Here is a 15003-nt window from a genome sequence, read left to right on the forward strand (position 1 = left end):
ATCGAGCCTCTGCCCATCGGCACCAACCGTGCAGGCCGCGCGCAGGCGAGCCGGTGGCGATTGCGTTTTGCTCCGCGCTGGCGTCCCAGAGCGGATCCTCTCACCGGCTGGGCCGGGGGTGGCGATCCGCTGGCGCAAGTGGAGCTTCGGTTTGCGACCCCCGATGCCGCCGAGCGCTATTGCCGGAGTGAAGGCATCCCGTTCGAGATCCGGGACCCCGCCAGGATGCGCAGGTCCGGTTCGCCCTGCCTGATCGGCGAAGCGCCGCCCCGGCTTTGCTGCTCGCCAACCGGTCCGCACGCGCTCTGCTGCGGCAATTATCCAGTGCAGGGCGCGGCGACATGGAATTAGATGCGGGCGCGACGTTCCTCGACAAGCCGATATGGCTCCGAGGCACGTCGGCCTGTCCCCATATGTGCACCTCATGAGAATCCAGACCCGTTTTCCGGCGATGTCGGGGTGGCCTTGCTGGATGCCGGCCGCGGGCTTCGGGGCGGCTCTGCTCGATTTAGACAAGATGGATAGCATCGCGCTTGCGGCAACGGGGGCTATCCTCGTCGGTTGCATCCTCGCGGCGGTGCATCATGGCGAGGTCGTCGCCCACCGGGTCGGCGAGCCATTCGGCACATTGATCCTTGCAGGTGCGGTGACAATCATCGAGGCCTCGCTGATATTGTCGATGATGCTGAGCGGGTCGGCGAATCCGGCTCTGCCGCGCGATACGGTGTTCGCAGCAATTATGCTCATCCTCAACGGCGTCGTAGGCGGATGCCTGCTGGTGGGGGGCATACGTCATGGCGAACAGCGCTTCGTGCTTGAGGGCGTGAATGCCGCACTTTGCGTGCTGGCGGCGATGGCCACGCTGGTGCTCGTTTTGCCAAGCGTGAGCGGGGGCGCCGCCGCCCTCTATTCGGAGGCGCAGCTTGCATTTACCGCGATCGTATCGACGCTACTCTACGCAACCTTCGTCTTCGTCCAGACCATCCGGCACCGCGACTATTTCCTGCCCGAAGGTGAAGGCGTGCTCGCCGGCGATGCGCACGCGTCGCCGCCGAGCGCGCGCACCGCGGCTGGATCTCTTGGGCTCCTTCTCCTTGCGCTGGTGAGCGTAGTCCTTCTGTCCAAGAGCCTCTCCGAACCGCTCGAAACGGCCATCGCCGCGGCGGCGTTACCGCGCGCGCTTGTTGGCATCGCGATCGCTGCGCTCGTGCTCGCGCCCGAGAGCCTTGCAGCGCTCCGCGCGGCGCGGCGGAACCGCCTGCAGACAAGTCTCAATCTCGCACTGGGTTCGGCGCTCGCGACGATCGGGCTCACAATCCCGACGGTCGCGATTGCGGCGCTCGTCATGGGCTGGCCGCTATCGCTCGGTCTCGATCCCAAGGGCATCACCCTGCTCACGCTCTCCCTCGGGGTCGCCATCTTGTCTTTTGGAACAGGTCGAACGACGATCTTGCAGGGCGCGGTACATCTCGTGCTCCTGACCGCCTATATCTTCTCGATGGTCTTTTCCTGATCTTCGCGGACACTTCATCGTATCATTTGGCTGGCTCGACAACCTGACCGATCGACAATCGGCTTCCTCCTGTATGAAATGCAACTAGCGCCTCGCTGACGCTCTAATGCCGCCGTGCCATTCGGCGCTGGCCTCCTTATCGGAACGTGGCCGATGGAAGGCGGTCTGCTTATGGGTTGACCGCGGGAATCGGACATCCCTATCCTAGCGCTTCGCCTGATTTGCCGATGCGCGGCTCGCAAATATTCCGAGCAGAGCAGGGGCTGATAAAGATGTTCCGTCAGCTAGCGAGCGCGTCTTCCGCCATGGCGTCATGGATTGCACGCGCCATCTCGGCCGCGCGAAACGGCTTCGGCAAGCGAAGCACTTCGCTCGCCGTATCCTCGGCAAGATCGGCAAAGCCGGTGATCATCAGGACGGGAATATCGGCCCGGACCCTGCGTGCCTCGCGCGCGAGTTCCAGCCCGCTCATGGATGGCATCAGATAGTCGGTTACGATGATATCGAAGGGCTGCGATCGAATCTGGCCAAGAGCTTGCGCGCCCGCGGCGGCCTGCGTCACCAGATGCCCCATCTCTTCAAGCATGGCCGCGGTTCCCTCGCGGACGATTTCTTCGTCATCGACGAGCAATATCCGCAGCGGCGCTGTTTCGAGAAGCGGCGCCTCGGCGGGGGAGACGTGTGACAATGCTTCTGAAGAGGCGGCGGGTAGCAGAATTTCGGCGACCGTGCCGCTGCCCGCCTTGCTATGTAACGACAACCGCCCGCCCGACTGAGCGGCCAAACCATGCACCATCGACAGACCGAGCCCGGTGCCCTTGCCCACCCCTTTGGTTGAGTAGAAAGGCTCGACGGCCCGCGCGAGCGTCTCGGCATCCATGCCAGCCCCGCTATCGCCTACCGCGATGCGGACGTAAGTCCCTCCAGGAAGAATACCGTCGTCACCGGCTGCCTCCCAGCGATCGACCGAAATCGCGAGACGCCCCCCATCGGGCATCGCATCGCGTGCGTTGACGACCAGGTTTAGAATGGCGAGCTCGAGCTGGTGGGGATCGACCATCGCCGCAGGGACATCGACCGCAAGATCGACCGACAGGTCGATCGTCGGACCGATCGAGCGGTGAACGAGTTCCTCCATCCCGGCGATCAATTCCTTCACATCGACGGGAAGCGTCTCGAGATTCTGGCGGCGCGCAAAAGCAAGCAGGCGGGCGACAAGGGTCCGCGCGCGCTCGGACGACTGGAGAGCGCCATCGAGAAGCTTCTGCAGCCGCGGTTCCGTAATCTTGGTGCGCAAGATGTCTAGGCTACCGACGATGGGCGTGAGCAAATTGTTGAAGTCATGGGCGACGCCGCCGGTGAGCTGGCCGAGCGTCTCGAGTTTCTGGGCCTCGTGAAGCTGCATCATCACTTCGGCATGTTCGCGCGTACGTTCCTCGACGCGTTTCTCGAGCTCGACCGCGAAGTTGCGGAGCGTCTCTTCGGCCGCTTTCCGCTCGGTAATCTCCTGGCTGACGCCGATCATACCGAGCGCACGGCCACGCGCATCGAGCTCGGGCTTGCCGCGAACCTGCACCCAATGCACCGAACCATCAGGCCAGACGCAGCGATATTCGATGTCATAGTCGGCGCCGGTCGCAAGGGCTCGGCGAACCTCCGCCTGCATTGTCGCCCGGTCATCGTCGTGCACGCTGGCGATAAGGTCTTCATACGGGAACGGGTCGTCGGCGGACCTGCCATAGTGGCTTTTGCAATCAGGCGATGCATCGAGCCGCATCGACGCAACGTCATATGTCCAAGCGCCCAGCCTTCCGGCCGACAGCGCGATGCGAAGCTGTTGCTCGCCTTCGCGGATCGCCTGGAGGCGCGCCCGTGCCTCGTACTGGCGGCGTCGCCCGCGCAGCGCCGCCTTCACGATGCTGATGAGCGTGGTGGGATGAAAGGGCCGTTCAATGAAGGTGACATTGCCCAGAAGCTCGAGATAGCGCCCCGCGGCAGGATTGCGCTCGATGCTGCCGCCGCGCTCGGTAAGCAAGATGAACGGAAAATCGGACCATTCGCCCTGCGCCCGAATGAAGCTATCAAGCGCACGAAGGTCAGCGCCGCGCAGAGCCTCATCGGTAACGAGCCCGAAGCCCGCCCCGTTCCGCAGGATGTCGACAAAATCGTCAAGACTTTTGGCGATCCCGCTTTCAATGCCGGCCTCGCGAAGCATCGAGGCGGCAATATCGGCATCCCTTCCGCGCGGCGCGAGAATGATCGCCCGCTCTGAAAAGGTCCGGTTCATCCGGCGGGAAGTGCCTGCGGTGTGTCCATCAGTTCTGTCGAACCGATGATTTCGGGAACGCCGCGAAGTACGCCCTGGAAACCGGTCAAAGGCGCGCCAAGGGAAATGCCCTCCGGCCCGATGCGATATTCGCGGATCGTATATTCATGCGCACCAGTACGCTTTTTCATGATCGATATTGCACGTCGCACCCGCCCGGCCGCCTCGAAATAGCGGAGCAGCACGACGGTATCAGCGAGATAGGTCACATCGACGGGGGCCTTCATGTCACCTACCAGGCCGTGCTGCGCGACGGTCAGGAAGGTCATCACGCCCTGCCTGTTCAGATATTGCAGCAGCTCGTGCATGTGAAGAATGAGAGCCGTCTCTTCGGGCATCGCGGCCTGAAAACCGTTGAGACTGTCGATCACAACCGTTTTCGCTTCATATTGCTCGACACAGTTGCGGACGCGCTGCGAGAATTCGCCCGGCGACAGTTCGGCAGCATCGATCTGTTCAATGATAAGATTGCCACTGTCGACCATCTGCTGGATGTCGATTCCCATGCCTTGCGCCCGGGCAAAGAGAAGACCGAGTTCTTCGTCGAAGATGAACATTGCTGCCTTGTCGCCGCGGCGGACCGCACTCTCGACAAATGTAAGCGCGAAGAGCGACTTGCCCGTGCCCGACGGACCGAGAATCAACGCGCTAGATCCGGTATCGAAGCCGCCGCCGAGCAGCTCATTGAGTTCGCCATTCTCAGTCGCCACAACCTTTCGCTCGAAGTCGGTCTTGTGTTCGAGCGAGACGAGGCGCGGAAAGGCCCGCACGCCACCTTGTTCGATGATGAAATCATGATAGCCGCCGCGGAAACGCTGGCCGCGATATTTGAGCACCCGCAGGCGGCGGCGTTCCGCGCCATATTCGGGCGACATCTCCTGAAGCCGGATGACCCCGTGCGCGACGCTGTGCACGGTCTTGTCGGCGCTTTCCGACGTCAGATCGTCGAGGAGCAACACCGTCGCGTCATGACGCGCGAAATAATGTTTGAGCGACAAGATCTGACGGCGGTAGCGAAGCGAGCTTTGGGCCAGCAGGCGGATTTCCGACAGGCTGTCGAGCACGACGCGATCAGGCTTCACCTCTTCATATTTCTCCAGAATCCGCTTGGTCGTTTCGCCAAGCTCGAGGTCGGACGAATAGAGAAGGCTCTGCTGCTGCTCGTCGTTAAGCAGTGCTTCGGGCGGGACGAGTTCGAAGATATGGAAATTGTCGGAAAGGTCCCAGCCATGCGATTTAGCGGTTTCGCGCAGTTCCTCTTCGGTCTCCGACAGCGTGATGTAGAGGCAGCGCTCGCCCTTTGCGGCACCCGCCAATAGAAACTGATTGGCGATCGTCGTCTTTCCCGTCCCCGGATCGCCTTCCATGAGGAATATTCGTCCGCGCGCGAGACCGCCAGCGGTGATGTCGTCCAGCCCGGAGACCCCCGTTTCGGCCTTGTTCGTCCGATCCAAGCCGCTCTGTTCCGTCATTCAATTCCGCTCCATTGATCGTCGCATCGTCCATTCAAAATGATCGATACGCGAATGCGGTTCCCAAATTCTCGAATGAGGAAGTTATCGGTCGAGCGCCCCGAGGGCTTCGCTCAGGCTCGCTAGCGTGAAAGGTTTTGCGAGAACCGGGCGGTTCCGCCACGCCGGCCCTAGCGCGCCTGTAAAACCTCCCGTCGCCACCAGAAACGGGATATTCGCCTCCGCCAGCGCTGCCGCGATCGGATCGCCGTTATCGCCATTGGCAAGATGAATATCGACGATCGCCGCATCGATGCCGCCTTGCGCAATCCGGGCAAGCGCAGGCGTAACTCCATCGACGACAGCGATCGGCTCTCGCCCCATCATCATGACATATTCTTCGAGAAGCATGCCGATGATCGCATCATCTTCGACGATCAATATACGCTGCAATATTTGCATTCTAGCTCCAGCTAAGATCGGCGGTATGCAACGCGCAGGAAAAGCCAGAACCAGCGGGCGATCCAGAATGTTCCGTAAAGGCTTGTCTCGAATGGCCGCTTCAAGACAGTCCTCTGTGGATGGCTCCCGCGTTGCAAGCATAAATTGACGATCGGCGTTTTGGTCGGTTGCAGTCGTCTGTCCGGCCTGTTGATGCAGTCGGTAGGGACTGCTGGCCCTGATGGAGTCCGCGAACCGGGTCCCGATCGGCTTTTCAGGCTATGACGCCTTTGACTGTCCGTGGGTTGTCCCAGCTCCCGGTCTGACCGGTATCGCCATCACATCGCATCGCGCTTACAACATCGTAAGGCTGATCGCCTCAGCAAGCTCCTTATATTATCCTGCCAGTAACGGGGCGTGATGGGCTTGATAGACCTGCCCCCGCGTCATGAGCGCCCAGGCTATCCGGGCCATTTTGTTCGCCATGGCGACCGTCGCGACCCTCGCGGGCTTCCGAGCAAGCAAGGCAACGAGCCGCGGATCTGCCGTGTCGGGCTTGTATTTCGCGCGACGGACCAATGAGGTCGCGCCTATGACGAGCAGCCGGCGCAGATATTTATCCCCCATCTTGCTGATCCGCCCTAGCCGCTCCTTCCCGCCGCTCGACTTTTGCAGCGGCGTGAGCCCGAGCCAGGCCGCGAACTGCCGGCCAGAACGGAACTGGTGAGGATCGCTGACCGACGCCGCCAAAGCCGTTGCGCCGACCGGGCCGATACCCGGGATGGTCGACAACCGCTGCGCGACCTCATCGCTACGCTGGAGTGCTGCCAGCCGAAGTTCGATCGCGTGAAGTCGCGCATGGATGTCGAGCGCTTGCTGTGAGAGCATCCCTACGATCATTGCTGCGTCGTCGGGCACCTCCGGGGTGCGCTCGCTGTCGACGATCTGCCGTGCCATGATCAGCGCGCGATCCCGCCCTTCCGGGATGACGATCCCAAACTCGGCGAGCAGACTTCGGATCATGTTTATCAGCTGCGTTCGCTGCCCGACGAGCAGACTGCGACTACGATGCAGCGTTAGCGCTGCCTGCTGCTCGCGCGACTTCACCGCAACGAAGCGCATCGTCGGCCGCGTGACCGCTTCACAGATTGCTTCCGCATCGACAGCATCGTTCTTCCCGCGCTTCACATAAGGCTTGACGTAGGCAGGCGGCATCAGCCGCACCTCGTGCCCGAGTGCGGTCAGTGCGCGCGCCCAATGGTGCGACGTGCCGCAGGCCTCGATGCCAACAAGACACGGCCTCGCCTTCGCGAAGAAGGGCAGAAGCTGAGCACGGCGAAGCGTCTTTCGCACAACGACATCGCCCGCTGCATCAACTGCGTGAACCTGAAAAACATTCTTGGCCAGATCCAGGCCGATCGTGGTAATCTCCATGGCGGATGGCTCCTCTGCTCGGGTTTGCATGACAGCAACCCATCTTGGCACCTAGATGCCGTGAGCGGGAGCCATCCACCTCATCCGCTTTAGGAACAAAAGTGCGTAAAGCAGAGGTCGGCCCGACGTTCGAATTCAATGCCAACTAGCCATCGATAGACGCTATCCGCTGACATAGTTGCGGCTACCTTCATGCATTATCTGCCGCCGAGCGAAGACTTGTCCTGTCACCGCTCCACATACCCCCACCAAAATACCTGCATCGTTATGCGATCGAGTCACAGCGTGAATCCGCTTGTGCCCCGTCAAGTCTATGATATTATTCAACTCTGATGCGCGTAGATCTTCATGATCAGCCTGTTTTCCCGGATCATCCGGTATGGGCGGCGCTTTCATCCTATGTTGTCGGCCCCGGCGATGCATCGCTTAGTTTCAGTCAGCGGCTCGCGAGAGAGAATGGCTGGAGCACCGTCTTGACCGAGCGTGTGCTCGGCGAATATCGGCGCTTCTGCTTCCTCGCGGCAACGAGCGAGGATGAGCTCACGCCGTCCGATGCTGTCGACCAGGTTTGGCACCTCCACCTTACCTACACACGCGATTACTGGGATCGCTTCTGTCCGAAAGTACTTCGCCGCCCGCTACACCACGGCCCGACCGCCGGCGGAAATGCCGAGCGCTCGCGCTTCTTCGACCAATATGCCCTGACGCTGCAGCGTTATGAGCAGGTCTTTGGGGAGACGCCGCCGACGGACATCTGGCCGGACGCCGCCCGCCGCCTGATCGACGACCCGCGCGCCCGCCGCGTCCATCCGCGCGACGGCGTGGTCGTTGCGCGCCCCGTCATATGGGCGAGCCTGCTCGGCCTCGCCCTTATCGCCTGCCTCATTCTCTATGCCTCGTACGGGAGCATGTCCGCGTGACGATATTCAGCCACGCGAGTTGGGACGCCGGACAGTTTCTTGCGCTTTATGGCGCGCTCCTTGTCATCGCCATTTACCTTGGCTTCGCCATACCACGCCATCTTCGCACGCGCGGCCGCCAACCGTCCAAGCTGAGGGACGATCAGGCCGCTTATCTATCTGGCGGACCCAACCGCTACTTCGAGCTGGTAATTGCCCGTCTTATGGCATCGGGAGCGGCCGCGATGGCGCCGGATCGAAAAATAGCGATCCACGAGACCCACGGCCGGTATAGCCCGGACGAGGCGCGCATTCTCGCACTCCCGTCTCCCGTCGGCTGGGGCGCCGTAGAAAAGGCACTGCGACCTGGAGCGGATTTGCTTCGCAACCGGCTCGTCGCCGAACAGCTCGTGATGAATCCCGGGCGCATGACCCTGATCCGTATCTGTCAGACGGTGCCTTATATGTTGCTGATCGCGCTCGGTGTCTCGCGCTGGCGTTATGGCTGTGCCCTGGACCATCCGACGGGCTACCTGACCGCGCTGCTAATTCTTACCTTGGCACTCGCTCTGACGCGCTGGCTCACCGGCGAAAGACGGACGCGCGGCGGCATAGCTGCGGTCGAAGAAGCGCAGGCGCGCGCGCAGCGGCTCCGGCTCGCACCAACGGTGGGCGAGTTTCCGCTCGCGGTGGCGCTGTTCGGAACGGTTGTGCTCGGGAGTTCGAGCTGGAGCGAGTTTCATCAAATGCGAACAGACAGCAGCAATTCAAACGATGGCGGCGGATGTGGCGGCGGTGGTGGCGGTTGCGGCGGATGCGGCGGGTGCGGGGGCTGAATGGCGACCCTTTCGGCCTTTTTCTTTTTCATCAGCCAGCACTCGATGCTGGCGTTCCCACTCTGGATCATGGCCGGGTTTGCCTTGGGCGCCGCCCTGAGCGCGCTTCGCAAAAACGGCGCATGGCTCGGGCTCGGCGCGGTCGGCTTTGTTCTCGGCTTCGCGAACATCTTCCTCGGCTCAGCGGTCAACGCTCTCTTCGTCAATGCCAATGGCATCTACGGAACCGCGGTCATCACGCAGGCGCGGGAAACAAGTTCGCAGCTCAACGATTCGAATATCTGGGAGTATGATGTCGTCGTGAAGACGGCGGACGGCCGAGATGTGAAGACCGGCTTCGACACCATGTCGGCAAGCCTTTATCCGCCGCGCAACGCGATCGAGATACCGCCCACGGGCGAGCGTTTTGTTGTCAAATATGTCCCGGGATTTGAACGGAACATCGCAATCCTGCGCGACGAATCCACCTTCGGAAAACGTCTCTTGGTTCGACAGGCGCTCGAGCCGGTCGAACGGGCGGCTGCCCAAGTGGCGGCTAGCCCCGACAACAGCGAGTTTCAAAAAGAATATCGTGCGGAGATCGAAACTTTCCTCGCTCGCCACTCCGAGGCGGCGCCACCCGAAACGGAGGCCTTTTATCGTGAAGAGCTAAAACGCGTGGGGACTTGAGGGAACACGCCGCAGGTGGCGCGTCAGCGTCATCGTTGGCTTCCATCACGGGAAAGATGCTCTGCATTTTATGGCAGGAACTGGCCGCTAGGAGACCGTCCGGTTCTGGGCGTAGACGCCTAAATAGCGGACATCCTGCTCGGCGTGTGAATCAGTGAAGAATACAGACGCCATCTGAAATAGGTGTTCCCGCGAACGCAACGGTTCCCGCTGGCTCGCTTTGGTCAAAATCTCTCAAGTGACAATCTCATCCGCCCGACAATCCACGGTAGAATAGGTAGTCCCCGGTCAACCATGGAAAGGGCCCGCCCACAGGCGGACCCTTTCGGCTTCCTGGCGACCATTGCCAAGAATCCATCCTACGCTCGGGGTCGCTATGAGCGTTGAATATTGTCGGCGATCAAGTGAGGCCGAAGCGATTGACCCTGGTCCGGCCCCGGACCGCGCTCTTCCGCTCCAACCGGGGTAATATGGTCAGAAGGCGATCCGCGCAGTTATTCGCACACCATGCGTGCTACGATCCGACGCGAGCGTGCCACTGTAGGCCGCGCCGATCCGCAGGTTGCCCACGCGGTAATCAAAGCCCGCCTCGACCTCGGCCGAATTCTTCGGGATCAGCGTGCCGAGCAGCGCGAAGCTGCCGCCACCAGTCGCGAAGCCGGCCAGCGCCGGGGCGCCGCGATCGCCCGACGCGCGGTTCCACGCCGCCGACAGATAGGGCTGGAAGCCCGGCTGATCGGCGTTGAGGCTCGCCCGGGCGCCGAGGCTGAAGAAGGTCATTTCCTGCTCCGCCTTGGCGAGCGCGAGCGCCGCGTTGCCACCGGTCTCGACGAACGCGTCGCTCTTGGTACGGACATGCGCGATGCGCGCGAAGGGCGTGAGCGCTAGGCTGCCCGCCTTCACCTCATATCCGGCCTCGGCGAACAGTTGCAGCGTGTTCGCGTCGCGGCTCGATTCGAGCGTCTGGGCCAGCGGTGCGAAGCCGATCGTCCGCACCGTGTCGACATCGTGCCAGCCATAGGCGAGCCCGGCCGCACCGCGGAAGCCTTCGCCGGTGCCATAGGTCAGGTGCGCCGCCAGATATTTGCTGTCGGCCTTCGCCCGGTCGCTGCGGTCGCCGAAGCGGAAGTCGGAGTCGCCGATCCCCGCCGACAGTGCCGCGGCGAAGCCCTTGCCGCCATAGCCAATGCCGGTGACGAAACCCTTGTGATCTGCGTCCATCGCGAAGCGGCCCGCCTTGACGTCGAAATTGCCCCAGCCACCGAAAGCCGAGCCCCAGACGAACAGGCTCGCTTCCTGCGGCCCCGTCAGGCCGTAGAGCGCATTGCGCAGATGGCGGCTGTCATCGGTGAGCCCGCTGATCGTGCTCGCGAGAATCTCGCCCGACAGGTCGCCGAACGCCGTCTGCGCGCCCGCCGCATTCTGGTTCACAACCGCCTCGAAAAGCGGGTCGTCGATGCCGCGCGACTGCACCGCGGCGGCAACGCCCGCCTGATTGAAGCCAATCGCGACATCGGCGAAATCGATATTGTTGCGATAGAGCGACAGTGTAACTGCGGTCGCGCTGTAGCGGAGCAGCGGTTCGAGGAAGGCAAGATCGGTCGTGACCGAACCGAAGGTGCCGTCGATGCCGCCCGCGCCAGTGACGATCACATAATCGGTACGCCCCTTGTAATCGCCAGCCGCTGCGAGGACCGCGACGCTCGCACCGCTGTCGATCGTGACGGCGCCGGTCGCGTCGATCCGGTCGCCCGCCCCCGCCGCATTGACCTCGACCTCATAAATCGAGCCTGCGGCAAAGCCGAGGTCGCCGTTGACGGTCAAGCGACCGATCGAATTGCCGGGCGTCAATTTGCCACCGCCGCTGATCGTCGTCGATCCGACGCTGCCGTTGCCGCCGAGCGCGCCGCCCGCGTTCACGGTGACATCGGAGACGATGGAGCCGTTGACCACGAGCTTGCCACCGTCGACCGTGGTCGGACCGGTGTAGTCGCTGTCGCCCGAAAGGTTCAGCGTACCGCTTCCCGACTTCACGAAACTGCCGTTGCCTGAGATCGCGCCCGCAAACTCGCCGTTCTCGCTCTGATTGGCGGTCAGCTGGCTATCGCCAAGGATCACCTGTGTGCCCCCGTCGCCCGAAAGGCCGCCGATAGTCTGATCCTTGCCGGTGATGTCGAGCGAACCTCCGGTGCCGAGGTTGAATTCGGTTTCCGGATCGATCGTTCCGCCGATCCGCACCGCGCCGCCCAGGATATTGGTGACGCCCTGGAACAAATAGTCGCCAATGAAGGTCAGCGTGCCATCCCCCAGCTTATCGAGCGTCCCGCTACCCGAAAAGGCTCCGAGAAAATCATAATTGTCCGAACGGTTGAAGACGAAGCGGCCATCATTGACGAGATTGCCCACGACGCTACCTTCGGCACCGCCCGCGCCGAGTTCGAAATAGCCGTCGCCTTCGGTGACGACATCACCCTGGAGCAATCCGGTCAGCACAAGGCCACCGTTCGAAATGATCGTGCCGCCCGTGTGGCCAATTGTATCGGTATCGACGGTGAACACCGCGTCGCCGATCAGTTGCAGCTTGCCCGTGCCCATAATCGTCAGTGCATCGAGTTCGGAGACGGCATCATCCTCGCCGAAGTTCAGCACCAGCAGGCCGTTGGTGGTGACCGACGAGGTCAGGATCGGCGATGCGACTTCGCCGCCGACGGTCGCCTCGTTGACTTGAAGCGCCGCGCCTTCGTCGATCGCGACCTGGCCGAATTCGCCGACCGCGCCCGATGTCGTCCAATAGCCGGCCGCGACCCGCAGTTCCTCGAAGCCCGTCGCGGCGGTAAGCTGCTGCGCCTCGGTAAGTTCCAGAATATCGCCGTCGAGCGTCAGGCTATCGACGCCCGCGCCCGCGTCGACCAGGCCGCCAATGGCGCTGCCGGTGCGGAGCGTTACGCTGTCGTCATAGGCGTCGAGCTGGATCGCGACGCCGCCGCCGCCGGTGAGCGTCCCCGAATTGGTGACGTTCGACTGGGTATGGGCGATGATCGCGGCGCCCTCGGCGCTCGAGATGGTGCCGCTGTTGGCGAAGTCGCCGGTTTGCCCCGCCGTATCGGCGGGATTGCTCTGGATGAGGACGCCGCCGACGGTGCCGTCGATCGTGCCGGCATTCTCGACCGAGCCGCCGCCCGACAGGATCACGCCGAAGCGATCGCCGCTGATCGTGCCCGCTTCGCCGTTGACGACGTTTGCCGCGAAGCCCGTGGCATCCTGACCGTCATAGGCGAACATCGAGATGCCGTCGGCGCCCCCGGCGCCGGTGCCGGTGATCGCGCCGCTGTTGATGACGCTGCCGCCGCCGATCAGGCGAACGCCATCGTTGCTCTCGCCCGCGATCGTTCCGCTGTTTTCGATCTGGGTGCCGATGGCGAGGCCGACCAGCGCATTGACGTCCTCGTCGAACTGATAGGCAGTGGTGATGCCCGCACCGGCACCCGAGATGATGCCGCTGTTGGTCACGCGCGACGCGGCGGTGGTGATCGTGATGCCGGCGTCGGGCGCCGCGTCGAAACCGTCGTAGCTGCCCGCGCCGCGAATGGCGCCCGCATTGTTCACCGCGAGCGTACCCGTCGCGAAGGAATAGATGCCCGAGGTCGCGCCGGTGATCGACCCGCCCGCGGCGTTGGTGACCGTCACGTCGGCGCGCGAGCCCTGCGACACCGCGGCGCCGAAGTCGCTGACGATCGTTCCGCTGTTCTCCAGGGTGGCAGTCGACATGTCGCTGCCGAAGCCGACCCCATAACCGTGGCCGCCGCTGCCGCCGAGGTCGCCGCTGCCGCGGATCGTCCCCGAATTGACGACGCTGGCGGTCAGGCCGCTGCGGTCTTCGTCCGGATCGGTGTTGAGCGCCGTCCCCTGAATGAAGACGCCGCCCGCGACGCCCGTGATCTCGCCCGCATTATCGACGGCGCCGCCGCCCGACAGGATGATGCCGAAGCGCTGTCCGGTGATCGAGCCGCCCTCCGCATTGGTGACGAGCGCGCTGTAATCCTCCTTCGCCTGATCGGCATAGGCAAACATCGAGATGCCATCGGCGTCGGAGCGGCCGGCGCCGCTGATCGTACCGCTGTTGGTCACGCTGCCGCCACCGATCAGCCGTATGCCGTCGTTGCTCTCGCCTGTGATCGCCCCGCTGTTATCGACCTGCGTTCCGGTCGCCCGCCCTTCGACCTGTCCGGTCGCCGCATTCAGATAATAAGCGGTTGTGATGCCGGTACCGGCGCCCGAAATCGTCCCGCTGTTGGTGATCGTTGACGGAGCGCCGGCGATGGTGACTCCGCCTTCGGGAAGTATGTTCGGGCCATCGGCGCTGCCGTTGCCCCGGATCGTGCCCGCGTTGACGAGATCGATCCCGCCTTCGTCGTCGAAAACGCCGATCGCGGCGCCGGTGATGGTTCCGCCCGCCTGGTTGGTGATCGACGCACGCCCCGTCGATCCATTGGTGATGCCATAACGCCCGGTGCCGTTGATCGTCCCGCTATTGACCAGTTCCGACGAGGCAAGAAAGTTGGCAAAAGTCAGCCCGTTGGCACCCGTAATGGTGCCAGCATTGCTCACGGAGGCCGTCTTGCCGGTGCCTGCGGCCTGATTGCCCTGAATCCATAGCCCGCCGACGCCGCCGGCGATTGTGCCGTCATTTTGGACTACGCCGCCATCGAACAGGATCGCGCCGTAACGGGCGCCGCTGATCGTTCCGGTTTCGGCGTTGGCGATGGTTCCGATCGTCACCAGGGCCGATATGTCCTGATCATCATAAGCGTACATCGAAATGCCATCGGCGCCCCCCGCGCCGGTGCCGCTGATCGCACCGCTGTTGGTGACGCTGCCGCCGCCGATCAGCCGCACCCCGTCATTGCGCTCGCCCGCTATTATACCGCTGTTGTCGATCGAAACGCCGATGGCGCGCCCGACGAGGAGCTGGGTCGCCGGATCGTAGAAATAGGCCGTCGAAATGCCGTGCCCGGCACCGGAAATGGTCCCGCTGTTGGTAATCGTCGCTGGTCCGCCGTCGATCGTGATGGCGCCTTCGGGAAGCACGTCGAGACCATCGGCGCTCCCGTTGCCCCGTACTGTCCCGGCGTTGGTGATGGTCGTTGTGCTTGCCCGCGAATAGATTCCGATGCGATCGCCTTCGATCGCCTGTCCCGCAGGATTGTCGACCGATGCCGGCGCACCTTCGGGCAGCGTCGCACCAACGTCGGCCGCGAGAAGCGATGGCGCAAGTGGAACGCCCGCCACGACCAGTGCAGTGGTCAGTAGATAGCGCGTCTTTGTCTTCGAAATCATTACGGTAACCCCCCTTTTGGCGCCCCTCCCACCAGGCGCGCCCAATGTAGAAGCCCGGCCGCGGAGCGATTTCACCGCCGCTCGCGTCCGGACTTCG

General features: G+C 62.9%; 10 protein-coding genes. 5 read left to right on the forward strand and 5 right to left on the reverse strand.

The genetic code is table 11. From position 1 onward, the window contains the following. Together V8J55_RS00005 and V8J55_RS00010 are read left to right on the forward strand one after the other, a co-directional pair. The coding region (locus V8J55_RS00005; protein WP_336443808.1) for an NADH dehydrogenase ubiquinone Fe-S protein 4 at nucleotides 1-351 on the forward strand (351 nt) is incomplete at its 5' end. A 166-nt stretch (nucleotides 352-517) separates the two neighbouring features. Next, complete coding sequence (locus tag V8J55_RS00010) at nucleotides 518-1513, forward strand: calcium:proton antiporter (protein WP_336443809.1); 996 nt, start codon at nucleotides 518-520, stop codon at nucleotides 1511-1513. A gap of 280 nt (nucleotides 1514-1793) precedes the next feature. On the opposite strand, the gene V8J55_RS00015 is transcribed toward V8J55_RS00010, so the two are convergent. The 4 genes from V8J55_RS00015 to V8J55_RS00030 all read right to left on the reverse strand — a co-directional run bounded on the left by V8J55_RS00015 (nucleotide 1794) and on the right by V8J55_RS00030 (nucleotide 7165). Further along, on the reverse strand, nucleotides 1794-3800 hold the full coding sequence (locus V8J55_RS00015) for a response regulator (protein ID WP_336443810.1): 2007 nt from the start codon (nucleotides 3798-3800) through the stop codon (nucleotides 1794-1796). Continuing rightward, nucleotides 3797-5311: an ATPase domain-containing protein gene (locus V8J55_RS00020; protein ID WP_336443811.1), complete on the reverse strand. Its 1515-nt coding sequence runs from the start codon at nucleotides 5309-5311 to the stop codon at nucleotides 3797-3799. The genes V8J55_RS00015 and V8J55_RS00020 overlap by 4 nt, the downstream gene beginning before the upstream one ends. Nucleotides 5312-5395: 84 nt before the next feature. Then, nucleotides 5396-5731 (reverse strand): response regulator, encoded by a 336-nt coding sequence (locus V8J55_RS00025; RefSeq protein WP_336443812.1) that lies wholly within the window; start codon nucleotides 5729-5731, stop codon nucleotides 5396-5398. 396 nt (nucleotides 5732-6127) lie between these two features. Beyond that, entirely contained in the window at nucleotides 6128-7165 is a 1038-nt protein-coding gene (locus tag V8J55_RS00030) for an IS110 family transposase (RefSeq protein WP_336443813.1), read from the reverse strand. 473 nt (nucleotides 7166-7638) lie between these two features. On the opposite strand from V8J55_RS00030, the gene V8J55_RS00035 reads away from it, so the two are divergent. The 3 genes from V8J55_RS00035 to V8J55_RS00045 are packed head-to-tail and all read left to right on the forward strand — an operon-like array spanning nucleotide 7639 to nucleotide 9569. Beyond that, nucleotides 7639-8085 carry a glycine-rich domain-containing protein gene (locus tag V8J55_RS00035; RefSeq protein ID WP_336443814.1) on the forward strand — a complete coding sequence of 149 codons (447 nt, stop codon included), beginning with the start codon at nucleotides 7639-7641 and terminating at the stop codon, nucleotides 8083-8085. Next, nucleotides 8082-8900, forward strand: coding sequence for a TIGR04222 domain-containing membrane protein (locus V8J55_RS00040; RefSeq protein WP_336443815.1), 819 nt, complete (start codon nucleotides 8082-8084; stop codon nucleotides 8898-8900). The genes V8J55_RS00035 and V8J55_RS00040 overlap by 4 nt, the downstream gene beginning before the upstream one ends. After that, on the forward strand, nucleotides 8901-9569 hold the full coding sequence (locus V8J55_RS00045; RefSeq protein WP_336443816.1) for a hypothetical protein: 669 nt from the start codon (nucleotides 8901-8903) through the stop codon (nucleotides 9567-9569). A 474-nt stretch (nucleotides 9570-10043) separates the two neighbouring features. On the opposite strand, the gene V8J55_RS00050 is transcribed toward V8J55_RS00045, so the two are convergent. Continuing rightward, a complete protein-coding gene (locus tag V8J55_RS00050; RefSeq protein WP_336443817.1) occupies nucleotides 10044-14906 on the reverse strand; it encodes an autotransporter domain-containing protein in 4863 nt (1620 codons plus the stop codon). Nucleotides 14907-15003 lie beyond the last annotated feature (97 nt).

It is taken from the genome of Sphingopyxis sp. CCNWLW2 (genome assembly GCF_037095755.1).
Classification (GTDB): Bacteria; Pseudomonadota; Alphaproteobacteria; order Sphingomonadales; family Sphingomonadaceae; genus Sphingopyxis.